The sequence below is a fragment of the Frigoribacterium endophyticum genome, assembly GCF_011759585.1.
Classification (GTDB): Bacteria; Actinomycetota; Actinomycetes; order Actinomycetales; family Microbacteriaceae; genus Frigoribacterium; species Frigoribacterium endophyticum.
Genome location: NZ_JAAOYV010000002.1, coordinates 324,340 through 347,770 on the forward strand (window position 1 = coordinate 324,340; position 23,431 = coordinate 347,770).

General features: G+C 75.4%; 18 protein-coding genes. 7 read left to right on the forward strand and 11 right to left on the reverse strand.

Features of this window, described 5'->3' with window-relative positions:
• Positions 1 to 43: 43 nt before the first annotated feature.
• Complete coding sequence (locus FHR77_RS08895; protein ID WP_167261259.1) at positions 44 to 1,147, reverse strand: YlbL family protein; 1,104 nt, start codon at positions 1,145 to 1,147, stop codon at positions 44 to 46.
• 105 nt (positions 1,148 to 1,252) lie between these two features.
• Here FHR77_RS08895 and FHR77_RS08900 point away from each other — a divergent pair, with 105 nt between their 5' ends.
• The gene (locus FHR77_RS08900; RefSeq protein ID WP_167259737.1) at positions 1,253 to 2,683 is read left to right on the forward strand and encodes a zinc-dependent metalloprotease; all 1,431 of its coding nucleotides are present in this window, start codon (positions 1,253 to 1,255) and stop codon (positions 2,681 to 2,683) included.
• An 847-nt stretch (positions 2,684 to 3,530) separates the two neighbouring features.
• On the opposite strand, the gene FHR77_RS08905 is transcribed toward FHR77_RS08900, so the two are convergent.
• Positions 3,531 to 5,243, reverse strand: a complete 1,713-nt coding sequence (locus tag FHR77_RS08905) for a UvrD-helicase domain-containing protein (protein ID WP_167259738.1) — start codon at positions 5,241 to 5,243, stop codon at positions 3,531 to 3,533.
• Positions 5,240 to 6,172 (reverse strand): NAD(+) diphosphatase, encoded by a 933-nt coding sequence (gene nudC, locus FHR77_RS08910; RefSeq protein ID WP_243861635.1) that lies wholly within the window; start codon positions 6,170 to 6,172, stop codon positions 5,240 to 5,242. The genes FHR77_RS08905 and nudC overlap by 4 nt, the downstream gene beginning before the upstream one ends.
• A gap of 74 nt (positions 6,173 to 6,246) precedes the next feature.
• Between nudC and FHR77_RS08915 the strand changes: the two genes are divergently transcribed.
• Positions 6,247 to 7,248: a phosphotransferase gene (locus tag FHR77_RS08915; protein ID WP_167259740.1), complete on the forward strand. Its 1,002-nt coding sequence runs from the start codon at positions 6,247 to 6,249 to the stop codon at positions 7,246 to 7,248.
• Positions 7,249 to 7,264: 16 nt separating this feature from the next.
• Here the strand turns inward: FHR77_RS08915 and FHR77_RS08920 are convergent, their stop codons facing one another.
• Together FHR77_RS08920 and FHR77_RS08925 are read right to left on the reverse strand one after the other, a co-directional pair.
• Positions 7,265 to 10,567, reverse strand: a complete 3,303-nt coding sequence (locus FHR77_RS08920) for an ATP-dependent DNA helicase (RefSeq protein ID WP_341777294.1) — start codon at positions 10,565 to 10,567, stop codon at positions 7,265 to 7,267.
• Positions 10,564 to 13,728 carry a UrvD/REP family ATP-dependent DNA helicase gene (locus FHR77_RS08925; RefSeq protein WP_167259741.1) on the reverse strand — a complete coding sequence of 1,055 codons (3,165 nt, stop codon included), beginning with the start codon at positions 13,726 to 13,728 and terminating at the stop codon, positions 10,564 to 10,566. Before FHR77_RS08925 ends, FHR77_RS08920 begins: the two co-directional genes overlap by 4 nt.
• A 105-nt stretch (positions 13,729 to 13,833) precedes the next feature.
• Here FHR77_RS08925 and FHR77_RS08930 point away from each other — a divergent pair, with 105 nt between their 5' ends.
• A complete protein-coding gene (locus tag FHR77_RS08930) occupies positions 13,834 to 14,058 on the forward strand; it encodes a DUF3107 family protein (protein ID WP_167259742.1) in 225 nt (74 codons plus the stop codon).
• 4 nt (positions 14,059 to 14,062) lie between these two features.
• Positions 14,063 to 14,356 (forward strand): hypothetical protein, encoded by a 294-nt coding sequence (locus tag FHR77_RS08935; protein ID WP_167259743.1) that lies wholly within the window; start codon positions 14,063 to 14,065, stop codon positions 14,354 to 14,356.
• A gap of 75 nt (positions 14,357 to 14,431) precedes the next feature.
• Here the strand turns inward: FHR77_RS08935 and FHR77_RS08940 are convergent, their stop codons facing one another.
• Entirely contained in the window at positions 14,432 to 15,151 is a 720-nt protein-coding gene (locus FHR77_RS08940; protein WP_082514527.1) for a ferritin-like fold-containing protein, read from the reverse strand.
• Positions 15,152 to 15,235: 84 nt separating this feature from the next.
• On the opposite strand from FHR77_RS08940, the gene FHR77_RS08945 reads away from it, so the two are divergent.
• Positions 15,236 to 16,744, forward strand: a complete 1,509-nt coding sequence (locus FHR77_RS08945; protein ID WP_167259744.1) for a DEAD/DEAH box helicase — start codon at positions 15,236 to 15,238, stop codon at positions 16,742 to 16,744.
• Between the two features lie 84 nt (positions 16,745 to 16,828).
• Here the strand turns inward: FHR77_RS08945 and FHR77_RS08950 are convergent, their stop codons facing one another.
• A complete protein-coding gene (locus FHR77_RS08950; RefSeq protein ID WP_167259745.1) occupies positions 16,829 to 17,683 on the reverse strand; it encodes a PHP domain-containing protein in 855 nt (284 codons plus the stop codon).
• 68 nt (positions 17,684 to 17,751) lie between these two features.
• Between FHR77_RS08950 and FHR77_RS08955 the strand changes: the two genes are divergently transcribed.
• Both FHR77_RS08955 and FHR77_RS08960 read left to right on the forward strand, forming a co-directional pair.
• Complete coding sequence (locus tag FHR77_RS08955; RefSeq protein ID WP_243861637.1) at positions 17,752 to 18,780, forward strand: endonuclease/exonuclease/phosphatase family protein; 1,029 nt, start codon at positions 17,752 to 17,754, stop codon at positions 18,778 to 18,780.
• 41 nt (positions 18,781 to 18,821) lie between these two features.
• Positions 18,822 to 20,309 carry an aminopeptidase P family protein gene (locus FHR77_RS08960; RefSeq protein ID WP_167259747.1) on the forward strand — a complete coding sequence of 496 codons (1,488 nt, stop codon included), beginning with the start codon at positions 18,822 to 18,824 and terminating at the stop codon, positions 20,307 to 20,309.
• Positions 20,310 to 20,406: 97 nt separating this feature from the next.
• Here FHR77_RS08960 and FHR77_RS08965 read toward each other — a convergent pair whose 3' ends face one another.
• From FHR77_RS08965 to FHR77_RS08980, 4 genes are all read right to left on the reverse strand, one after another.
• Entirely contained in the window at positions 20,407 to 21,207 is an 801-nt protein-coding gene (locus tag FHR77_RS08965) for a copper resistance CopC family protein (protein WP_167259748.1), read from the reverse strand.
• Positions 21,204 to 21,914, reverse strand: coding sequence for a YcnI family copper-binding membrane protein (locus tag FHR77_RS16020; RefSeq protein WP_243861749.1), 711 nt, complete (start codon positions 21,912 to 21,914; stop codon positions 21,204 to 21,206). Before FHR77_RS16020 ends, FHR77_RS08965 begins: the two co-directional genes overlap by 4 nt.
• Positions 21,915 to 22,132: 218 nt before the next feature.
• Entirely contained in the window at positions 22,133 to 22,762 is a 630-nt protein-coding gene (locus FHR77_RS16025) for a hypothetical protein (RefSeq protein WP_167259750.1), read from the reverse strand.
• Between the two features lie 155 nt (positions 22,763 to 22,917).
• Positions 22,918 to 23,415, reverse strand: coding sequence for a YflT domain-containing protein (locus tag FHR77_RS08980; protein WP_056056548.1), 498 nt, complete (start codon positions 23,413 to 23,415; stop codon positions 22,918 to 22,920).
• Between the last annotated feature and the right edge of the window lie 16 nt (positions 23,416 to 23,431).

The following is a 23,431-nucleotide window of genomic DNA, read 5'->3' on the forward strand; positions in this document are numbered from 1 at the left end:
CCACCGTGCCCGCGCCTCCTCGCAGGGAGCTGTGCAGGGGCCCTCAGCCGGCCGTGCAGGTGGGCAGCGAGGCGGTGTCTCCGCCGTCGGCCACGGTCTCGAGCGCCGTCACGGCGTCGTCGAGGGTGGCGACCGCGTAGACGTCGAGGCCGGAGGGCACGTGGCCGACGACCTCGTCGCAGTTGCTGGCCGGCGCGAGGAAGACCGACGCCCCCGCGTCGCGGGCGCCGTACAGCTTCTGGCGGATGCCCCCGATCGGCCCGACGGTGCCCGAGGCCGTGATGGTGCCCGTGCCCGCGACCGTCTCGCCGCCGTTGAGTTCGCCGGGCGTGGTCTTGTCGATGATCCCGAGGGCGAACATCATGCCCGCGCTCGGGCCGCCGACCTTGTCGAGACGGAGCGTCACGTCGAAGGGGAACTCGTAGTCGACGCTCACGCCGACGCCCAGGAGGGGCGTCCCCTGCACCTCCTGCGGCGTCACCTGCTCGGTCACCTGCTGCCCGTCGCGCTCGACGACGACGTCGGCGGGGCCGTCGGCCCCGTGGTCGGCGACCACGGCGCGGAGGGCGTCGACGTCGCCGTTGGTGGTGAGGTCGACGCCGTCCACGCTGACGACGACGTCGCCCTCGCGGAGCACGCCCGCCGACGGTCCGTCGTCGGAGACCTGGCTGACCGTGACGGTGCTGGGCACCTGGTACCCCTCGTGCACGAGGGCGGCCGCGACGGCGGACTTCTGGGAGTTCTGCATGTCGACGGCGTTCTGCTCGTCGACCTGCTCGTTCGAGACGCCGGAGGGGTAGATGGCCTCGACCGGCACGACGGCCCGGCTCGGCGAGAACCAGGCCTGGACGACGTCGAGCCAGCTGGGCCGGTTCGCGACGTCGCCGCGCACGCTGACGGTCAGCAGGTCGAGCGACCCGGCCGTCGGGTAGGTCTCGGCGCCCTCGACGGTGATGAGCGGCTCGCTCTCGCCCTCGTAGTCGGCGCTGCCGAGGGTGTCGAACACGGGGCCCGGCTGCTCGATCAGGTAGGGCGAGGGGAGGAAGGTGAGCGCGAGCCCGGCGACCAGGGCGACGACCAGCAGCCACCACCCGAGGGCGGCACGGCGACGGGGCTGCTCGACGGGTCGAGCCGGGGGCGTGAACATGGCCACGGACGGTCCTTTCGGTGTTCGCCACGGGCGCAGCGGCGGACCGGGAGGCGTCGGCCGGAACCCAGGCTGTTCCTGCGGCCAGCAGCTAGCGTAGTCAGCATGACTGATGAACCGCAGCGCGGCCCGGAGGACGAGTTCCGAGAGATGCTGCGCCAGTTCCTGGCGGGCGGCTCCGACATCGATCCGTCGAAGCTCGCGGGCGCGGCGGGGCTGCCGTCCGACCCGGCCTTCGTCGCCCGGCTGATGAGCCAGCTGCAGGACGCCGTGAGCCGCAGCGGCGACGGCATCGACTGGAGCGTCGCGACCCAGCAGGCGACCGCCGTCGGCACGGCCTCCGCCGTGGCCGCCGACCCCGCCGCCACGGCGGCCCTCGAGCAGGCCTTCACCCTCGCGGCCCTCTGGCTCGACGAGGTCACCTACGTGGCCGAGCTCACGGTCCCCCCGAAGCTCGTGAGCCGTGCCGAGTGGGCACGCCTGACCATGCCGGTCTGGACGCAGCTGGCCGAGCCGGTCGCCGAGTCCATCGCCGACTCCCTCACCCGCGTGCTCTCCGAGCAGGCCCCCGACGAGATGCAGTCGCTCCTGGCCGGGGCGGGCCAGGTCATGCGCAGCGTGGGCGGCACCCTGTTCGCCCTCCAGCTCGGCCAGGTCGTCGGGCAGCTCTCGACCGAGGTCGTCTCCGGCGGCGACGTCGGCATCCCCCTTCTCGATGACCAGCAGGCCGCGATCGTGCCGCAGAACGTCGACGCCTTCGGCGAGGGCCTCGACATCGAGCGCGACCAGGTGCAGCTGTACCTCGCCGTGCGCGAGCTCGCGCACGCCCGGCTGTTCCGGCACGCACGCTGGCTCCGCCTCCACCTCATCTCGTCCATCCGCGAGTTCGCCCAGGGCATCCGCATCGACACGAGCCGGCTCGAGGAGCTCGCGGTCGACTTCGACCCCGAGTCGCCCGAGCAGCTGCAGGACGCCCTCGCGAGCGGAGCGTTGATCCCCCCGAAGACGGACGAGCAGCTGGCCGCCCTGGCCCGCCTCGAGACGACGCTCGCCCTCATCGAGGGCTGGGTCGACGTCGTCACCGCCGAGGCGACCGCGCGCCTGCCGAAGGCCGGCGCGATCGCCGAGACCGTCCGCCGTCGCCGGGCGGCCGGCGGCCCCGCCGAGTCCGCGTTCTCGACGCTCGTCGGCCTCGAGCTCCGCCCCCGACGCCTCCGCGAGGCCGCGGCGATGTGGTCGGCCGTCAGCGCCGCGGTCGGGGCCGAGCAGCGCGACGCGCTCTGGGCCCACCCCGACATCGTCCCGACCGACGCCGACATCGACGACCCCCAGGCGCTCGTGGCGCGGCTGACCGCGTCCGAGCCCGCCTTCGACGACGTCGACCAGGCCATCGCCGACCTCCTGGCCGACACGGGCGACGACCGTCCCCGCGAGTCCACGGACGGCAGCGCGGTCGAGGCCGAGACCGACACCGACACCGAGCCCGACCGCGGCGAGGACGGCTCCCCCGACGGCGGTCCCTCCCCCGCTCGCTGACCGCGGGCCCGCCCGGGCGGGCCTGTGGACAACGCGGGGCGGTCGCTCCCGCTGCAGCAAGCTCGGGGCGTGCCCGCTCCTCGCCCCCTCCGCCTGCCCGACCACGTCCCCGTGCTGTGGCGTGATCCCGACACCCTGCAGATCGGGGTCGAGCGGGCGTTGGTCGTCCTCCGCGGGGTGAGCCGACTCGAGGAGGCGGTGGTCGCCGCCCTCGTGGCCGGTCGCGGCGACGGGGGCGTCACCGCGCTCGCCGCTCAGCTCGGCGCCGACGCCGGGTCCGTCGCCGCCGCCGTGCAGCGGCTCGAGCCGGCCCTGCTCGCCGACGGGCCCCGCGCGGCACCTCCGCTCGTGCGCCTCGCGGGGTCGGGGCCCCTCGCCGACGCCGTCGGGCGGCTCGCCCAGGCGGAGGGCCTCGGGGTGCTGCGGGTCGACGCCGAGAGCGTCGCGGGCTCCCCCGGTGACCCGCGGAGCGCCTCCTCGTCGCCTGCCGGCCTGGGCCTGGTCGTCTCGGGCCTCGTCCCCGACCCGTGCCTGACGGCCGAGTGGGTGCGCCACGACGTCGTCCACCTGGTCGTGCGCTCGGGCGACCGCTCGGTGCGGGTCGGGCCGGTCGTCGTCCCGGGCGTGACGGCGTGCGTCCGGTGCCTGCACCTGCACGACGGCGAGGCCGACCCGGCGTGGCCCGCCCTCGCCGGTCAGCTCGTGACGGCCCCGCCGACGCCCCTGTCGTCGCTGGTGGTGCACGAGGCCGCCGCGGCGGCGGTGCGGCGGCTGCTCGCCGTGGCCGAGCACGGAGCCGGCGACGACGCGGCGGCCGTCGACCGCGTCGACCGGGCGAGCGGCGAGGTCACGCGCTCGTGGACGACACCGCGTCGCGACTGCGGATGCGGAGCTCCTCCAGGAACCGGCTCGGTCGACGCTCGCCGCCCCGGCCCTGGCCCGCCGCGCCCCACGACAGCCGGAGGCGCTCCCGGGCCCGGGTGACGCCCACGTAGAGCAGTCGCCGCTCCTCGTCGATCGCCTCGAGCCCCTGCGCGTAGCTGATCGGCACGAAGCCCTCGCTGAGGCCGACGAGGTAGACGCTCCGCCACTCGAGCCCCTTCGCCGAGTGCAGGGTCGCGAGGGTGACGGCGGCCATCGTCGGCTCGTGCTGCCCCTGCTGGCGGGCGAAGAGCTCGTCGACGAACTGCCGCAGCGTGGTCTCGGGGGGCGAGGCCTCGGCGAGCCCCATCAGGGCGTTCAGCGACTCCCAGCGGTCACGCACGGCGCCCCGCTGCTCGGGCGCCTCCTGCGTCCACCCCAGCGAGCGCAGCACGTCGCTGACCGTCTTGAAGAGCGGCTCGCCCACGATGCTGACGGCCGCTCCCTTGAGCATCATCAGCGCCTCCTTGACCTCGCGCAGCTCGAAGAACCGCGTCGCGCCCTGGACCCGCGTCGAGACGCCCACGTCGGAGAGGGCGCGCTCGAGCGCCGCCGCCTGGACGTTGACGCGGTAGAGCACCGCGATCTCCTCCGGCGCGACGCCCGACGCGATCTCGTCGGCGATCGTCTGGGCCACGCCCCGCGCCTCCGCCATGTCGGTCGGGTACTGCGTCACCGGGGGCACCGGCCCGGTCGTCTCGACCGCGGGGTGCAGGTGGAGGGCACCGGGCCGGCCGCGCATGAGCTGGTTGGCGGTGTCGACGATCTGGCGCGACGAGCGGTAGTTCTGCTCGAGGCGCACCACCGTCGCGTCGTCGTACCGGGAGCCGAACCCCAGGAGGTAGTCGGCGGAGGCCCCGGCGAACGAGTAGATGGTCTGGCTGGCGTCACCGACGACGCAGAGGTCGTTGCGGTCGCCGAGCCACAGCTCGAGGAGGTGCTGCTGAAGGGGCGAGACGTCCTGGTACTCGTCGACGACGAAGAAGCGGTACTGCTCACGGACCTGCTGCGCGACCCGGGGCTCGAGCTCGAGCATGCCGACCGTGGCCAGCAGGACGTCCTCGAAGTCGAGCTGGCGACGTTCGTCCTTGATGTCCTCGTAGGCGGCGTGCAGGTCGAGCGCCGCCTCGACCGACACCGACTGCGGCAGCGAGCGCGAGGGCACCTTCAGCGCGTACTCGTCCATCGTGAGCCGGGAGACCTTGCGCCACTCGATCTCGCCGGCCATGTCGCGCAGCGAGGCGGTGTCGAGCTTGAGCCGCAGCCGCTCGGCGGCGTGCGCCAGCAGCTTGCCCTTCCCGTCGAGGAGGCGCGGCATCTGCCCGCCCATGGTCTGCGGCCAGAAGTACGACAGCTGCGAGAGGGCGGAGGCGTGGAAGGTGCGCGCCGACACGCCCCCCGCGCCGAGGTGGCGTAGCCGTCCGCGGAGCTCGGCCGCCGCGCGGGAGGTGAAGGTGAGTGCCATCACGCGGTTCGGGGCGTACACGCCGGTCGCGACGCCGTAGGCGATGCGGTGCGTGATGGCGCGGGTCTTGCCGGTGCCCGCCCCCGCGAGGAGGCAGACCGGCCCGAGCAGCCGACGGGCCGCCTCGCGCTGCTGCTCGTCGAGCCCGGCGATGAGCTCAGCGGCCTCGGTCACTGGTCGAGCTCGCCGCCGAACCAGTCCTCGATGATGGCGCGGGCGATCGACGTGCGGCCCGGCAGGAGGACGTCGCCGAGGCTCGCCGCGAGCTCGTCGCGGCTGAACCAGCGCAGGTCGAGGATCTCGGCGCCGTCGGGCTCGAGCACCCCCGGGTCGGCGGCGTCGACGACGGCCCGGAAGCCGAGCATCAGGCTCGCGGGGAAGGGCCAGGGCTGCGACCCGAGGTACTGCGGGTCGACGACCTTCACCCCGCTCTCCTCGAAGACCTCGCGCTGCACGGCCTGCTCGAGGGACTCGCCGGGCTCGACGAACCCCGCGAGGAGCGACCACCGGTTGGACTCCCACAGGGCGTTCGAGCCGAGCAGCAGCCGGTCGTCGGCGTCGGTGACGCCGACGATGATCGCGGGGTCGGTGCGCGGGAACACCTCGTGGCCGTCGTCGGGGTCGCGCCGGACCCAGCCGGCCTTGTCGCTGACGAGCTCGCGGCCGGTGCGCGGGGCGAAGCGGTGCGAGTCGTGCCAGTTGGCGAGGGCGACGGCCTCGACGGCCAGGCCCACGTCGCGGGCGCTGAGCGTCGAGCCCGTGGCCCGCGGGCTGCTCCACGCCTCGTCGTCGGGCTCGAGGGCGGCCGCCTGGTCGTCGTCGAGCAGCGCCGCCACGACGGGGGTGCCGACGGGCTCGACGGCGGCGGGGTCGAGCGACCGGCCGAGGTAGAGGTGGTCGCGGGCCTGGCCGAGGGCGGCGGGCTCGAGCAGGGCCAGCGCCGACGGCGTCGCCATCAGGGTCCGGCCGCGCCAGACGGGCAGCACCCTCGTGTCGGCGGACGACAGCAGCTCGGCGACCACGCCCGGACGCTCGCGGGTGAGGTAGTCACGGTCGACCTGCTGTCGGGACAGCGGGAGGCGGGGCGTGAGCGGCGAGGACATCGGACGACCAATCATCGCGAGTTGACAGCGTGGCGCGCGGAGTGGCACCGGGCGCGGCGGCCTACCCTGAGGGCATGGCCAGATCTCATCTCACTCTAGCCGCGTTGGCCACGGCCGCCGTCGCCGAGCTCGACGTCGTGACGGCGTCGCCGCACGGCTCCTCCCAGGGCGGCGACTACGACTCCGCGGTCGTGGGCAGCAGCGACGGCGAGCAGCTGATCGTGCGGGTGCCCCGCAGCCAGCGCGCCGAGGCCACCCAGTCCGCCGACCTCGTCGCGCTGCGCGCCCTGAGCGCCGGGGTCCGCGGTCGCCTCCCCTTCGCCGTCCCGCAGTACCGGGGCCAGGCGCCGATCGGCCGCACGCGCGGCATCGTCTACGACTTCGTGCCCGGGCGCCACCTCCGCAGCAGCGAGGTCACCTCCGGCTCCGGCCTGCCCACCGCCCTGGGCCGCGGCATCGCCGCGATCCACTCGCTCCCCACGAGCTTCGTCACCGACGCCGGGCTCACGAGCCACACGCCCTTCGAGGCGATGCGGTCGTCGGCGGCCCTCGTCGACCGGGCTGCCTCGACACGGCTGCTCCCCGCCGCGCTGCTGGAGCGGTGGGAGGCGGCGATCCAGGACAGCGTGCTCTGGCAGTTCCAGCCCACGGTCGTCAACGCCGCGCTCGAGGCGTCGTCGGTGCTCGTCGTCGACGACGCCGTCAGCGGGGTGCTCGGCTGGCACGACCTCCAGGTCGGCGACCCTGCGCGCGACCTCGCCTGGCTGCTCGGCGCCCCCGGGCGCGAGGCGATCGACTCCGCCTTCGACGCCTACAACGCCGCCCGCGGCACCAGCGACCACCAGCTGCGCCACCGGGCCACGCTGTACCGCGAGCTCGACCTCGCCAAGTGGCTGCTGCACGGCACGAGCACGAAGAGCACCGCGGTCGTCGACGACGCCGTGGGCATGATGACCGACCTCGTCGACCGGCTCCAGGCCGGGTCGCAGGGCGGCATCGGCGCCGGCGGCACGGCCGCCCTCGACCTCGACGGCGTCGAGGAGCTGCTCGCCTCGACGGAGCGCCGGCACTCCTAGGCCGCCGCCGGCGCCCCTACCGCGGGCCCGTCGTCGGACGCCCGACCTCGACCGCCTCCCAGAGGGCGACCAGCTCGGCCCGGTCGGCCACGTGCCGCGGCTCGACGACCACGTCGTCGGCGACGAAGTAGAAGACCGCGTCGACGCTCTCGGCCGGCACGCCCCGGAAGCTGGCCCAGGCCTCGCGGTACAGGGCGAGCTGCAGCTGCCGGAGCTCGAGGTCGGCGTCGTCGACGGGCGCGGCGCCCGTCTTCCAGTCGACGACCTGCCAGCGCCCGTCGCGCTCGAAGACGGCGTCGATCTTGCAGATGACGGTGCGGCGGCCGAGCGGCAGGTGCACCTCGAGCTCGACCTCGACCGGCTCGACGCCCGCCCACGGCGAGCGCTCGAACGTGCGCTGCAGCTCGACGAGGCGCCTGGCGTCGTCAGGGTCGACCAGGCCCGCCGTGCCGCCGACCCGCTCGTCGTCGAGGTCGATCTCGGTGGCCCACGCGTCGAGGACCTCCGCGCGCCCCGTCGGCCGGTACCGCTCCTCCACCCACTCGTGGAAGAGCGTGCCGAGCCGGGTCGCCCGATAGGGCCTCTCGGGCAGGGGGCGGCGCAGCGACGTCGCGACCGCGGCCGGGTCGCTGACGTAGTCCTTGAAGCGCGAGGCGGGGATGCGCTGCGGCAGGTCGATCGACCCCGCCCGCTCGCGGATGGCGTCGCGCTCGCGGAGCAGCAGGTCGATGTCGGCCGACCACGGTCCGTCGACGACGTCGGGTCGGTCGGGGTCGGCCGCGCGGGCGGCGAGCTCGCGGCCGACCCGGGCCGCCGCTCCCTCGACCGCGGCCCGGCGCGGGCCGAGCGGGTCGATCGGCCAGGCGAGCTCCCGGGTCGTGTCGGCCAGGGGGTTCTCGTCGTCGTAGGGCAGCTCGGGCAGCGCGCCCGGGGGAAGGACCCCCGCGTCGACGAGCTCACGGAGGTACCGGCTCACCGCCCGGGGCTTGACGGTGGTCGACCAGAACGACCCGCTCAGCAGCACGGCGTCGCGGGCCCGGGTGAGGGCGACGTAGGCGAGGCGCCGCTCCTCGGCGAGGTGCCGCTCGACGAGCTCGGCCCGGAACGCGGCGAGGCCCTGGTCGAACTCCTTCTGGTCGTCGACGCCCCGCCAGGCGAGCTGCGGCAGCTCGGCCGCGTCGCCGCGGAACTCGAACGGCAGCTCGCCGAAGCCGAGCCAGCCGACGCCCTCCCGCGAGGTGCCGGGCAGCTCCCCCTCGACGAGCCGCGGCACGGCCACGACGTCCCACTCGAGGCCCTTGGAGCCGTGGACGGTCAGCAGCTGGACGGTGCCGGGCTCGCCGTCCTCCGAGCGCGGGCCCATGTCGTCGCGTCGCTCGGCCGCCGCGAGCCAGGAGAGGAAGCCCCCGAGGGTCGCCGACTCGTCGGTGGCCACGTAGCCGGCCAGCTCGTCCTCCAGCGCCTGCAGCCAGGCTCCGCCGTGCCCCTGGCCGGTCGCGGCGCCGACCTCGACGTCGAGGAGCATCTCCTGCTGCACCAGGGTCACCAGGTCGACCAGGTCGAGACCGACGCGGCCGCGGAGGAAGGCGAGCTGCGAGCCGAGGCGCCGGAGACGGGCGAGCCCCTCGGGGCTGAACTCGGCCAGCTGGCGGTGGCCCTCGGGAGCGGTCGTCACGAAGTCGAGCGCGTCGACGATCGAGCCGTGCTCGCCCACGGCGACCGAGGCGCGGAAGCCCGCCGCGACGTCGTCGTCGAGCTGCTGCTGGGCGTGGTCGTGGGAGAAGAGCCACGACGACACCGACCGCAGCACGGCGATGTCGTGCAGCCCGACGCGCCACCGCGCGCCCGCCATCAGGCGGATCAGCTCGGAGCCCGCCGCGGGGTCGTGGAGCACGCGCAGGCACGACACCAGGTCGACGACCTCGGGCCGCTGCAGCAGGCCCCCGACGCCGAGCACGTGGTACGGGACGCCGCGGGCGGCGAGCGCCTCGACGAACGCCGGCACGGTCTTCTTCGACCGGAAGAGGATCGCCGCCGTCCGCGGCTCGGCACCCCCGTGCCGTGCCGGGTCGAGCTCCCGCTGGAGCCAGTGGGCCACGCGGTCCGCCTCGGCGGGCAGGGTCTGCTCGAAGACGACCTCGACCCGCCCCTCGGGCGCCGCGGGGCGCGGGCTGAGCTCGGCGACGGCGCCCTCGGCCGCCGCGGCCAGCTCGGCGACGACCGCGTTGGCCGCGTCGAGCACCCGCGAGGCGTTCCGCCAGCTCGTCGACAGGCTGTAGACAGCGCCCGGCGCGGCCTCGAAGTCGACCGGGAACCGCCCCAGGTTGGCGGCGGAGGCGCCGCGGAAGCCGTAGATCGACTGGTGCGGGTCGCCGACCGCCATCACGCCCGTGCCGGCGAAGAGGCGCGAGAGGAGGGTCGTCTGCACCACGCTGGTGTCCTGGTACTCGTCGAGCAGCACCACCCGGAAGCGGGTGCGCAGCTCGGTCACCACGTCGGGCGCCGTCTCGCAGACCTCGAGCGCGAGCGCGACCTGGTCGGAGTACTCCACGAAGCCGCGGCGCGCCTTCTCGTCCGAGAACGCCCTCGCCAGCTCGAGCAGAGGAGGGAGGGCGGACACGGCCGCCACGGCGTCGACCACCGACTTGTACGGCGTGCCCTTCGTCGACGGCAGGCCGGCGAGGTCGAGGAACCGCTCGGCCAGGTCGGCCACGTCGGCCGCGTCGGCGACGTTCTCGCTCAGCGCGTGGCTGAGCCGCAGCACGGCCTCGGTCAGCGAGTCGACGCTGCGGCCGAGCCCGGCGAGGCGGTCGTCGGTGCTCGCGACGACCAGCGAGCGCGCCAGCTGCCAGGACGACGCCTCGCCGAGCACCTGGGCCTCGCTCTCGCGCCCGACCCGGAGGGCGTTGTCGCGGAAGATGCCGTTGGCGAAGGCATTGTACGTCGACACGGTCGGGGCGTCGAACGGGTCGACGTCGTCGCCGAGCAGCCCGGCGGCCCCGAGCTGCTGCACGCGGCGCTCGATCCGTTCACCGAGCTCGCCCGCGGCCTTCCGGGTGAAGGTGAGGCCGAGCACCTCGGAGACCCCGACCAGGCCGTTGGCGAGCAGCCAGACGACGCGGTTCGCCATGGTCTCGGTCTTGCCGCTGCCGGCGCCCGCCACCACGAGGGCCGGCTCGAGGGGCGCCTCGATGACCGCCTGCTGCTCGGCGGTCGGGCGGGGCAGGCCGAGCACCTCGGCGATCTCGACGGCCGAGCGGAGGCCTCGGGCGGGGGCCTCGGAGAGCCCCGTCGTCGGGCCTGGCGTCGCGACGCTCACGAGCTGACCTCCCCGACGACGTGGATGCGGCAGGTGCCGCCGTTGCGCCCCTCGCAGTGCTCGTCGAGCCGGGCCACGAACACGCGCCCGGCCATGCCCTCCGCGGCGTCGGTCACCCGGTCGCGGAAGCCCTGGAGGGTCTCGGCGTCGAACGGCGCCTGGGCGGGCTCGCGGTACAGCTTGCCGCGCACCCCCGACGAGACGATGACGAGCTTCGCGCCGCCGGGCGCCGTGCCCTCGGGCACCTCCTCGATCGCCCCGTCGGCGAGCGCGACCTGGTAGCTGCCGAGCTGGGGGTGCTCCGCCACGGCGCGCGGCGAGGTGGGCACGGCTCGACCGGTCTTGAGGTCGACGATGACGGCCGCGCCCTGGGCGGTGCGCTCGACGCGGTCGATCGCCCCGCGGAGCCGGGCCGGGCCGATGTCGAGGGTGAACGACGACTCGGCGGCGAGCAGCTCCGCCCCGGAGGCCTCGAAGTCGCGCAGGTACGACGACAGGCTCTCGGTCATCTGCCGCGCTCGTCTCTTCTCGGCCTCGGCGATCCACGGCGACTCGAACTCGAGCTCGCCCCAGCGCTCCTCGACCGCGGCCCAGAGCGACTCGACGTCGGTCGCCGTGGCGTGCTCCATCACGTCGTGCAGCACCGTGCCGAGGCCCATCGCCGCGCTCGGGGCGGAGCCGCCGAAGCGGTCGACGAACCAGTGCAGGGGGCACTCCTCGAACGAGCCGAGCTGCGACGGCGAGACGGGCACGTGCGTCTCGGGCACCGCGAGGTCGACGAGCGGGGCCGTCGTCGTGGGCTCGGCCAGGCCGTACCACTGCCCGGGGTGGGCCCCCGCGACGCCGGCCTCGGCGAGCTGGGCGAGCCCCCGGGCCGCCGCGTCGCCGCGGACGCCCCTCGGCGTCGTCACGAGCGCGTGGCGCAGGTGGCCGACGAGCCCCCGCAGCGACAGCGGGTGACCGCCGGAGGCGCGGGGCACGTCGGCGGGCAGCAGGCGGGAGAAGACGGACGGCCCCTCGGCGTCGTCGGCCGTCCACGACACGACGACCTGGCGGCGCGCCCGGGAGACCGTCAGGGCGAACATGCGGAGCTCGTCGCTGAGGACGCCGGCGCGCGCGTCGGTCGGCGCGGCCGGGGCGGGGCCGGCGAGCTCGCCCGCGCGCAGCCGCTCGGCGGCGTCGACGAGCTCGTCGGGCCCGAGCAGTGCGCCCCGCACGCGGAGGTTCGGCCAGACCCCCTCCTGCACCCGGGCCGCGACGACCACGTCGACCTCGACGCCCACGGCGGAGGCGGGGGTGCAGACGAGGACGGAGTCGGCCGAGGCCTGGGGCGACAGGGTGTCCTCGGGCACCTCGGCGTCGAGCAGGGCGTCGAGGAACCCCACGGCGGGCGCCTCGGGCGTGCGCTCGACGTACCGCTTGGCGGCGGTGAACAGGGCGACGACGCCGTCGAGGTGGCGGTCGGCCTCGGCCGCCACGATGCCGCGCCCGGCCGACCGGGTCGACCACTCGGTCGCGAGCCCGCTGCGCTCCCAGAGCCCCCAGAGGACCTCCTCGATGCTCGCGCCCTCGTCGGCGGCCCGACGGGCGGCGTCGAGGCTGGCCGCGACCCGGCCGGCCCGGGCGGCCGGCCTCGAGTCGATCGTGACGAAGCGCCCGGGGGCGCCGAGGGCCTCCACCAGCAGGGCGTCGGCCGATCGCGTGCCGCCGCCCGCGAGCTCCTCCGCCCGGAGGGCGAGGCGGAGCCGTCGGAGCGAGAGCGGGTCGAACCCGCCGAGCGGTCCGAGCAGCAGGTCGGCGGCCACCTCGGCCGTGAGCGCGTCACGACCGACCGCCACCGAGGCGGCGAGGAGGAGGTGCCGGGCCCCGTGCTCGTCGCGCACGGCCCGGCCCGCCACCGGCGTGCGCGTGGGCACCTCGGCGAGCTGGAGGCTGCGCGCGACCGAGGTCACCTGCCCGCCGCTGCGGACGACGACCATCATGCGCGCCCACGGGACGCCGCGCAGGAGGTGGTGCTCGCGGAGCAGCCGGGCCACGCCCGAGACCTCGTGAGCGGGGCTGTCGGCCTGCACGGTGACCACCGGCGGCACGTCACGCCAGGGCCCCTCATCGGCCGTCGGACCGGCGGCGTCGGCCGCGTGCTGCCGCCCGGCGGCGGCCGTGCCGATGCGGGCCGTGACCCGGCCGACGAGCTCGCGCAGGGCGTCGTCGTGCCGGTGCACCCGGGTCAGCCAGAGGGTCTCGACCCGGTCGAGGCCGAGCCGCGGCGCGAGACGGCCGAGCACGTCGGGGCTGCCGCCGCGGAACGCCGTCGTCGCGAGGTCGGGGTCACCGAGGGCGACGACCGCGACGCCGCGACGCACGAGGGCGCGGAGGAGGGCGACCGTCGACCGGGTGGCCTCCTGGGCGTCGTCGACGAGCACGACGCGGAGGCCGTCGACGGCGGGCGCCGTCTCGCCGCGGTCCAGGGCCGCCACGGCGAAGTCGACGAGTTCCGCCGAGTCGAGGCGGCGGCCGGCCAGGCCGTCGACGACCGCGTGGTACTCGTCGGCGAAGTCGGCGACGGCCCGCCAGGCGGGCCGGTCGAGCCGGTCGCCCAGCAGGCGGAGGTCGTCGCCCGACAGGCCCTGCTCGGTCGTGCGCATCAGGACCTCGCGCAGCTCGGTGCGGAAGCCGCGGAGCGCCCGCACGCGCGGGCCGAGCTCGTCGGGCCAGGCCGGCCCGCCGCCGTCGGCGAGGTGCCCCTCGAGCACGGCGCGCACGATGCTGTCCTGGTCGCCTCCGGTGAGCAGCGTCGGAGGCACCTGCCCCGCGAGGCGCGCGGAGTGGCCGACGACGTCGAAGGCGAGGGAGGCGACGGTCCGCGCCAGCGGGCCCGGCGTCGGCACCTCGACGCGCGAGGCCAGGACGTCGCGGAGGCGCGTGGCCGTCGTGCGGGTCGGCGACAGCGCCAGCACGGAGCCGGGGGCCCAGCCCCGCCGCTGCAGGCGGTCGACGACGAACTCGACGAGCGTGGTCGTCTTGCCGCTGCCCGGGGCGCCGATGACCGCGGCGGACGCCCCGTCGGCCAGCTCGAGCACGGCGCGCTGGGACGCGTCGAGCTCGACGACGCGCGCCGAGCGCTCGTCGTCGGTCACCGGTCGGAACGCCGTCGCCACCATGGGGTCGACGCTACCGGCCGCCACCGACGGAGCGCGTCGGCCGGGCTGCTTGCGCCCACAGTGAACGGGCACGCCCGACCCGGCGTCGTCGGATATCGTGACGTCGTGGACATCAGAATCGGCATCGCCAACAGCCCCCGTGAGATCAGCTTCGAGACGTCGCAGAGCGCCTCCGACGTCGAGGCCGTCGTCGCCCAGGCCCTCGACGGCGGCAAGTCGTACGTCACCCTCTCCGACTCGAAGGGCAAGACCTACCTCGTCCCGACCGCGTCGCTCTCGTACGTCGAGGTCGGCTCGGAGGAGAGCCGTCGGGTCGGCTTCGTCGGCTGACCCCGTGGAGCTCCTCTTCGTCTGCCTCGGCGGCGCCCTGATCGGCTTCGTGCTGCACGCCGCCCTGCCCGCGCGCGACACGCGCGGCGTGCTGCTCGTGCCCGGCGTCGCGACGGTCGTCGCCGCCGTGGCGTGGGAGCTCCTCCTGCAGCTGGGCTGGCGGGCCGACGGAGGATGGATCTGGGTCGTGTCGCTCGCCCTCCCGGCGGTGGCCGGCGCCCTCGTCGCCCGGGGCCTCGTCACCCGGCGGCGCCGGGCCGACGCCGAGCTCTACGAGCGGGTGGTCGCGGGCGCCTGACCGTCGCAGGAGCCTGACCGGTGTGCGCCGGTCGCGGCCGTCCTCAGCCCACGGGCTCCGCTCGGCGGGAGACGGTCACGCCGTGAGGCCGAGCGCGTCCATCCGGCGCGTGTGCGCGGCGATGAGCTCGGTGAAGACCGGCTCGAGGCGCTCGTCGTCGGCCGAGACGTGCGCGGCGTCGATCGCGGCGCGGGCCACGAGCAGGGTGTCGCCGACGAGCCGTCGGCCCCAGAGCGCCAGCCGCGAGGCCAGGGCAGGGTCGTCGCCGATCGCCCGGGAGAGCTCCTCGACGATGACGGCCTGGTCGTCGCCGGCCTCCAGCACGCGGACGATGCGGTCGCGGGGGTCGCCGTCGAGCCCTGCCGCGAGCCGGACGAAGACGTCGTTGAGCAGGCCGGCTCCGACGTACGCGCCGAGCACGGCCTCCGACCAGTCGGTGCCCTCGATGCGCCGGCCGAAGTCGTCGACGGCCGCGACGTGCGGCTCCATCAGCTCGGTCGGGTCGTCGCCGCGACGACGGATCTCGGCCACGAGCCCGCGGTGACGGTCGAGGGTGCTGCCGGCGACGTGGCCGGTGACCTCCCGGGCGCGGACGCTCGGGGCGACGGCGGAGGCTCGGGCCAGCGACTCGAAGAGCGCCAGCTGGAGGTACGCGGCCTGCCCCAGGTAGACGGCGAGGTCGGGCGTGAAGTCACCGAGCTCGACCCGGTTGACGGCGACCGGACGCGACGCGGGTCGCGGCCACTGGAGGGTCGGGACGCCGCGCTGTGACCTACGGCCCATCCATGACACCACGCCGTCATCCTACGGGGTCCGGAGGGGCGCTCGCCCCGACCGGCTAAACTCCTCGCATCCCCCTATATGAGACAGGGCAACACTTTGACATTCACAGACCTCGCGATCGACCCCGACATGGTCGACGCTCTGGCGTCGAAGGGGATCCTCGAACCTTTCCCCATCCAGACCCAGACGATCCCCCTCGCCCTCAGCGGCCAGGACATCATCGGCCAGGCCAAGACCGGCACCGGCAAGACCTTCGGCTTCGGCCTCCCCATCATCCAGCGCATCGGGCTCGACCCGGCCCCCGGCGTCAAGGTCCTCGTGGTCGTCCCGACCCGTGAGCTGTGCGTCCAGGTGGCCGACGACCTCGAGGTCGCCACCGCCAACCGCGCCACCAAGGTCGTGAGCATCTACGGCGGCAAGGCCTACGAGGGCCAGGTCGAGCAGCTCAAGGCCGGCGCGCAGATCGTGGTGGGCACCCCCGGGCGCCTCCTCGACCTGGCCGGCCAGCGCCTCCTCGACCTCAAGAACGTGCAGGAGGTCGTCCTCGACGAGGCCGACAAGATGCTCGACCTCGGGTTCCTCAGCGACATCGAGAAGATCTTCCAGCAGGTCCCGGCGACGCGCCACACGATGCTGTTCTCGGCGACGATGCCCGGGCCGATCGTGGCGCTCGCCCGCCGCTTCATGACGAAGCCGATCCACATCCGGGCGACCGACCCCGACGAGGGGCTGACGCAGGCGAACATCAAGCACGTCGTCTACCGGGCGCACTCGCTCGACAAGGACGAGGTCATCGCCCGCATCCTCCAGGCCGAGGGCCGCGGCAAGACCGTCGTCTTCACCCGCACGAAGCGCGCCGCCGCCAAGCTCGTCGAGGAGCTCACCGACCGCGGCTTCAACGCCGCCGCCGTGCACGGTGACCTCAACCAGGAGCAGCGCGAGCGTGCCATGGCCGCGTTCAAGGCAGGCAAGAAGGACATCCTGATCGCCACCGACGTCGCCGCCCGCGGCATCGACGTCAACGACGTCACGCACGTCATCAACCACACCGTGCCCGACGACCACGACACCTACCTGCACCGCGCCGGCCGCACCGGCCGCGCGGGCAAGACCGGCATCGCGGTGACCTTCGTCGACTGGGCCGACATGCACAAGTGGGCGCTGATCAACCGTGCGCTCGACATGGGCCAGCCCGAGCCGGTCGAGACGTATTCGTCGAGCCCGCACCTGTTCACCGACCTCGACATCCCCGCCGGCACCAAGGGCCGGCTCGCGTCCGCCCCGAAGGCGGCCGTCGACGGCGGCTCCACCGCTCCCCGGGAGCGTGCCGCCGGGGCGTCGCGCTCCCGCGGTCGCGGCGGTGACTCGACCCGTGCCTCCGACGGCCAGGGCCGTGACGGCCAGGGTCGCTCCGGCGGCCGGGGCGGCCAGGCCCGTGACGGCCAGGGTCGCGACGGTCAGGCCCGCACCGAGGCCCCCCGCGAGCAGGCTCCCGTCGACGGCGGCTCGGCCTCCACGACGGCCGAGGGCGAGGCCCCTCGTCGTCGCAGCCGCGCCCGTCGTCGTCGCCCCGCGGGCGACGGCTCGGCGCCCGCCGCGCAGTAACGCACCGCTCGTCACCGAGAGCCCCCGTCGAGATCGACGGGGGCTCTCGGTGCACCCGAGGGCGTGCGGGAGTCGCGGGCCGGGTCAGCCGCGGACGGGCGCCCAGCCGGTGGCCGCCTCGACGATCCGCTCCAGCTCCTCGGGCGCCGTGCTGTTCTCGCCGAGCCGGTTCGGCTTGCCCTCGCCGTGGTAGTCGCTGGAGCCGGTGACGATGAGGTCGTGCCGGCGGGCCAGGGCGCGGAGGCGCTCGGCCCCCGCGTCGGTGTTCTCGCGATGCGCGATCTCGACGCCCATCAGCCCGGCCTCGACGAGCTCGTCGAACGCCCGCTCGGGGATGTTCGTGCCGCGGCCGCGGGTCGCGGGGTGCGCGATGACGGGCACTCCCCCGGCCTCACGGACGAGGCGCACGCCGAGCAGCGGGCTCGGCGCCTCGTGCGGCTCGTAGTAGCCCGAGCGCCAGTGCAGGATCCCGGCGAAGGCGGCGCTGCGGTCGGGGGCGAACCCCTTCGCCACGAGGGCGTCCGCGATGTGGGGGCGCCCGAGCGTCGCGCCGCTCGTCGACTGGGCGAGCACGTCGCCCCAGGAGATGTCGTAGTCGGCGGCGATGCGCTCGACGATGCGCTCGGCCCGGTGGAGGCGGCTGTCGCGGAGCCTCGCCGTCTCGGCCACGAGGGCCGGGTCGGTCGGGTCGAAGAGGTAGGCGAGCATGTGCACGCTGTCGAGCCCCAGGCGGGTGCTGAGCTCCATGCCGGGGACGAGCGTGAGGCCGGTGCCCGCGACGGCCCGGGTCGCCTCCGACCAGCCTGCCGTGGAGTCGTGGTCGGTGAGGGCCACGGTGCCGAGCCCCGCCTGCACGGCGGCCGCGACGAGCTCGGCCGGGGTCTCGGTGCCGTCGGAGACGCTGCTGTGGGTGTGCAGGTCGATCGGGCGGGAGGGCATCACCCCATCGTAGGCGTCGCCCCCGGGCGTCGCCGTGGAGGGCCCGGTCACCTATGCTCGGCAGGGCCATGATCCGTCGTCTCGTCGCCCTCCTCCTCGTCCTCGCGGTCGCCGCCGCGCTGCTCCTCGCGCTCTGGCCCCAGGTGCTCGACCTGCAGCGCACCTGGCCGACCGCGCAGCTCGTCTCCTTCCGCGGCGCGGCCGCGGTCGTGGCCGCCGGCGCCGCCGTCGTGCTCTTCGTCGTGGCCCTGGTGGCCCGTCCGGTGCGCTCGCTCGCCTCGTCGATCGCGGTGCTGCTGCTGGTCTTCGGCGCCGTCTCCGCCGGCTTCGTCGGCGCCCGGGGCCTCGGTCGTGAGGACTTCGTCGAGGCGCAGCCGACCGACGTCACCGTGCTCGCCTGGAACACCCTGGGCGGGGCCCCGGGCGCCGACCGGATCGCCGCCCTGGCGGTCGAGGAGGGCGCCGAGGTCGTGAGCCTGCCCGAGACCGACGCCGAGACGGCCGCCGCGGTCGCCGCGGCCATGGGAGCCGCAGGCCTCCCGATGAGCGTGCTGACCGTCGCCTACGACGACGTGGCGAGCGCGAAGCCCACCTCCCTGCTGATCTCCACGGCGCTCGGGCAGTACGCGGTCGCCGTCGACGAGGCGGGCGTCGCCGTCGAGACCACTCCCCTGATGCCGTCCGTCGTCGCGACCCCCGTGTCGGGCACCGGCCCGACGATCGTGGCCGCACACCCGCAGGCACCGACGCGCGACGACGTGCCGGCCTGGCGCGACGGCCTCACCGCCCTCGCCGACGCGTGCCGCACCGGCGACGTCATCATGGCCGGCGACTTCAACGCGACGGTCGACCACATGGCGGGCCTCGGCCGGGCCGGCGGCGCCCTGGGGCGGTGCCGCGACGCCGCGGTCTCGACCGCGAACGGCGGCCTGGGCACCTGGCCCGCCGACGTGGCTCCGCTGCTGGGCACCCCGATCGACCACGTCATGGCCACGCGGCAGTGGTACACGACCGGCTTCAAGGTCGTCACCGACCTCGACGACGTCGGCAGCGACCACCGCCCGGTCGTCGCGCAGCTGAGCTCGACGGGCGCCTGAGGGGCTGACGGCGCCGGGCCCGATCGGGGAGAATGGCGGGCATGGCTGACGACACGGCGCCCCGCGCGACCACCAACCGATCCACCACCCCCGGGTCGGACCTCTTCCGCGACTACATCTCGTCGCAGTGGGCCGAGCACCCCGAGGTCCTCCCCGAGCCCCGCGAGGAGGCTCCCTGGGCCGCCGCCCGCCGGGCCCGGCTCTCCGCCCTGCACCCCGGGCAGCGGCTCGTCGTGCCGGCCGGGCAGGCGAAGGTCCGGTCGAACGACTGCGACTACCCCTTCCGCGCCCACTCGGGGTTCTCGCACCTGACCGGCTGGGGCGCCGACACCGTCCCCGGCTCGGTGCTCGTGCTCGAGCCCGCCGGCGACGGCCACGACGCGACCCTGTACTTCCGGGCCAGCGCCGGCCGCGACTCCGACGAGTTCTACGCGAACCCGGAGATCGGCGAGTTCTGGATCGGCCCGCGCCCGACCCTCGCCCAGGTCGGGGCCGACCTCGGCCTCGCCACCCGCGACCTGGCCGACTTCGAGGCCGTCGTCGGGCAGGTCGACGCCGACACGCTGCTCGTGCGCGAGGCCGACCCCGACCTCACGCGCCGCGTCGACGCCGTGCGCGACGAGGCCGACCTGGAGGCCCCCGCCTCCGAGCTGGCCGAGCGCGTCGAGCGCACCGACGACCTGGCCCGCGACCTCAGCGAGCTGCGGCTCGTCAAGGACGAGTGGGAGATCGCCCAGATGCGCCGGGCCGTCGCCGTGACCGGCGCCGGGTTCACCGACGTGATCGCCGACCTCGACGAGATCGTCGCGCACCCCCGTGGCGAGCGCCTGGTCGAGGGCACCTTCAACCGCCGGGCCCGCGCCGACGGCAACACGGTCGGCTACGACACGATCGCCGCCTCCGGCGAGCACGCGTGCGTGCTGCACTGGACGCGCAACGACGGCGTCGTGCGCCCCGGCGACCTCATCCTGATCGACGCCGGCATCGAGCTCGAGAGCCTCTACACGGCCGACATCACCCGCACCCTCCCGGTCGACGGCCGCTTCACCGACGTGCAGCGCCTGGTCTACGAGGCCGTGCTCGAGGCCGCCGACGCGGCGTTCGCGATCGTCCGCCCCGGCATCCGGTTCCGCGAGATCCACCAGGCCGCGATGAAGGTCATCGCCGAGCGGACGGCGGAGTGGGGCTTCCTGCCCGTCACCGCCGAGGAGGCGCTGCAGCCCGACGCCCAGCACCACCGTCGCTACATGGTGCACGGCACGAGCCACCACCTCGGCATCGACGTGCACGACTGCGCCGCCGCCCGCCGCGAGCTCTACCTCGACGGCGTGCTGGAGCCCGGCATGGTCTTCACCATCGAGCCCGGCCTGTACTTCCAGTCCGACGACCTGACCGTCCCGGCGGAGTTCCGCGGCGTCGGCGTCCGCATCGAGGACGACATCGTGGTCACGGCCGACGGCGCCGAGAACCTCTCGGTCGGCATCCCGCGCACGGTCGCCGAGGTCGAGGCCTGGGTCGCCCGCAGCTGACGACGCCCTGACGCTCCGCCCCGCCCCGCGGGTCGGAGCACGACGGCCCCGGACCCGAGAGGGACCGGGGCCGTCGTGCACCGTGGCGCGGCGGAGGCTAGCTCCCTCCGCCGCCGCCGTCGCCGTCGTGCGCGGTGCCGGTGCCCGTCGCCGCGCCTCCGGCCGGTCGTCGGTGCGCGGTGAGCAGCACGACCGCGACGGCGACGAGCGCCAGCACGACGATGCCCACGGCGATGCCGATGACGACGCCGAGGTTCGCCTGGTCGTCGGCGGCGCCGTCGGAGGTGCCCCCGTCGGCGGCCGACGCCGACGCCGACGCGCCGGTGTCGGGCTCGCCGGCCGTCGTCGTCTGCTCGGCGGTCGGGGTCGCGGCCGCCTCGGGAGCGTTGGTCGCTCCGGTCGCCTCACCCGCGCCTCCCGACGCGTCGCAGGCGGGCCGCTCGGCGGCCCCCGGCGCGGCCGTCGACCCGGCGGCCGGCTCGTAGCGGAACGGCACCGTGTCGGAGACCGTGTGGCCGTCCGCCGACACGGCCTGGTACGTCAGCGTGTAGTCGCCCGCCCCGCCGAGGGCGACCCCGGTCGAGAGGACGGGGCCCGCCGTCGTCGAGCAGCCGTCCTCGTAGTGCAGGCCGGAGGCGTCGGTCACCTCGAGGACGTTCGACGAGCCCGTGCCCGAGAGGTCGAGCACGACGTCGCTGAAGGTGATCGACGCCGTGTCGATCGACGTCGTCAGGGTCGACCCGGCGGCGGGGTCGCTGGTCAGGACGTAGTCGTGCGCCTGCGCCGCGGCGGGGGCCAGGGCGAGCGCGGCCACCGCGCCGGCGGCGGCCACGAGCGCACCACGGCGGGCGAGCCTCGAGGAGGCGCGGGGCGCGGTCGGCGCGGTGGCCCGGGTCATCGTCCGGTCACCGTGCCCTCGGCCGAGGTGCGCGGGCGACGCGTGAGCGCGACCACGCTCAGCACCAGGGCGACCGCCCCGAGGGCGAGCCCCCCGATGCCGAGCGCCAGCGCGACGGTGCCGCTGTCGCCGGAGGACGACGTCGTGGTCACGGCCGCCTCGTCGGACGCCGTGTCGGCGCCCGCGTCGTGCGACGAGCCGTGTGCGTCGGCGGGCGGCGCGTCGTTCACGTACAGGACGGGAGCGGGGTGCTCCGGCTCCTCGCCCGACGCGGGCGTCTCGTCGGCCCAGTCGACGACCGTGCCGTCGGAGTAGTGCTGGTGCGCCGGCAGCAGCACCGAGCCGGTGTCGGGCACGGCGCCCGCCGAGATCACGAAGCGCTCGAACTGGCCGGGCGCGACCTGGACGCCGGGGTCGGCCGTCCAGGTCACCGAGGTGGGCGCCTCGGTGACGGTCGCGTCGCCGACCTCCACCGGCGAGGGCAGCGTCGACGTGGTGACCTCGGTCGTCCAGCCGGGCAGCGGCTCGTACGAGACCGAGGTGAACGGGGTGTCGGTCGGGAGGTCGACCACGAGCTGGACGGTGCCGGCCGTCGCCGACTCGTTCGGCACCTTGAAGGTGAGCGTGGCGTACGAGCCGGCGTCGGCCTGGCCGGGGTCGACGCGGACGTGGGCGGAGGCCGACAGCGGGGCGGCGAGGGCCAGCAGCGCGGCCGCTCCGAGCGCGGCGGCTCCGCGGGCGGCGACGGCTCCGCGGCGCGAGGTGCGGACGGTGCGGGACGAGGTGCGGGTGGTGGTGCGGTGGGTCACGAGGGTGTCCTGTCTCGGTGCGCGGTGCGCGACCGGGTCGTCGAGGTGCACGAGGGGCCCCGCCGGGGGCGGGGGCGTCGTGCGGCTCCGTCGACGGGCGTCGAGGGAGCGCGGGCTCAGGCGACGACGGGCGGACCGCGGCGGGGACGCGCGGTGAGGAAGACCAGGGGCGCGGGGCGCCGCGTGGCGACCTCCGTGATCGGCACGACCCGCGACTCCGGCACGGAGCCGGTGCCCGCGAGCAGGAGCCTCACGACGGTGAGACGACGCGCGGCGAGCCGCACGAGGCGGTCGGCGCACCGGGCCCCGTGGCGGAGGCCGAGGACGGTGAGGAGGGCGGCGAGGCCGTGCGCGAGCCACATCGTCGACGACGACATCGCCATGACGTGGTCGGCGCCGGCCGAGGTCGCGAGGCGCGAGGCGCCGTCGACGGCGGCGGTGAGCACGAGCGGCCCGTGGTGGCCCCCGGAGGCCGTCGGCCCCTGGCCCGCCGCCGGGGCCCCGACGGTGAAGAGCAGGTGGAAGGCGAGCTGGCTGAGGGCGACGGCCGGCAGGAGGCGCGTGGTCGACACCCGCCCGCGGGCCAGCGCGACGCAGAGGGGCACGCTGAAGGCCAGGGCGAGCACGACGCCGAGCAGGCCGGGTCGTTCGCCGCCGCCGGCGACGTGCGAGAAGGCGGCGACCACGACGGAGAAGCCGGCGGTGAGCCAGCCGCGGAGGAACCGCGTCCATCGGGTCGTCGTCACGTCGGTCTCTCGCTCGGGGGCGTGCAGAGGCGCGCCGGGGCGGGTGCCCGCGCGGCGCAGGGTCAAGGATACAGAGCCCCGCCGGGAGCGGAGCCGCGGGAGGCCGGAGGAGGATGCCGGCGCCGAGGGCGGGGGGGGCGGAGGCCCGGCTCGCCTCAGCGCCCGGCGTCGGGCCGGGAGAGGATCTCGCGGGCGCGGTGGCTGACGCCCGGGTCGACGACGATCTGGTAGCTGCGGGCGAGCACCTGGTGGGTGGAGGTGAAGTCGCGGCGCCGACGGCTCACCGCGAAGCTGGCGAGGCCGTAGAGCATGCCGAAGCCGGCGCCGATCAGGGCGGCGGCCACGACGGTGGTCACGGTCGCCGTCTCGGGCGAGAAGAGCAGCATCACGAGGCCGAAGAACACCCCGAGCCAGAGCCCGGTCACCGCGCCGGCGAGCGCCGCGCGGCCGTAGCTCATCCGACCCGTCACCCGCTCGACGGTCGTGAGCTCGTTGCCGATGATCGCGAGCTGCTTGATCGGGAACTCGGCGTGCGACAGCTTCTCGACGACCGCCTGGGCCTCGGGGTAGCTGTCGTAGGTGCCGAGCACGTCGCCCCGGGGGACGGTCGGCGGACCGGCCGAGCGGCGGGCCAGGGGGCTCTGGTTCGTCATGCCTGGATTACATCAC

Bases quoted from the DNA above. Each gene is read 5' to 3' on its own strand.
- FHR77_RS08895 (WP_167261259.1), bottom strand. From the start codon at position 1,147: ATGTTCACGCCCCCGGCTCGACCCGTCGAGCAGCCCCGTCGCCGTGCC.
- FHR77_RS08900 (WP_167259737.1), top strand. From the start codon at position 1,253: ATGACTGATGAACCGCAGCGCGGCCCGGAGGACGAGTTCCGAGAGATG.
- nudC (WP_243861635.1), bottom strand. From the start codon at position 6,172: ATGTCCTCGCCGCTCACGCCCCGCCTCCCGCTGTCCCGACAGCAGGTC.
- FHR77_RS08915 (WP_167259740.1), top strand. From the start codon at position 6,247: ATGGCCAGATCTCATCTCACTCTAGCCGCGTTGGCCACGGCCGCCGTC.
- FHR77_RS08925 (WP_167259741.1), bottom strand. From the start codon at position 13,728: ATGGTGGCGACGGCGTTCCGACCGGTGACCGACGACGAGCGCTCGGCG.
- FHR77_RS08950 (WP_167259745.1), bottom strand. From the start codon at position 17,683: ATGCCCTCCCGCCCGATCGACCTGCACACCCACAGCAGCGTCTCCGAC.
- FHR77_RS08955 (WP_243861637.1), top strand. From the start codon at position 17,752: ATGATCCGTCGTCTCGTCGCCCTCCTCCTCGTCCTCGCGGTCGCCGCC.
- FHR77_RS08960 (WP_167259747.1), top strand. From the start codon at position 18,822: ATGGCTGACGACACGGCGCCCCGCGCGACCACCAACCGATCCACCACC.
- FHR77_RS08965 (WP_167259748.1), bottom strand. From the start codon at position 21,207: ATGACCCGGGCCACCGCGCCGACCGCGCCCCGCGCCTCCTCGAGGCTC.
- FHR77_RS08980 (WP_056056548.1), bottom strand. From the start codon at position 23,415: ATGACGAACCAGAGCCCCCTGGCCCGCCGCTCGGCCGGTCCGCCGACC.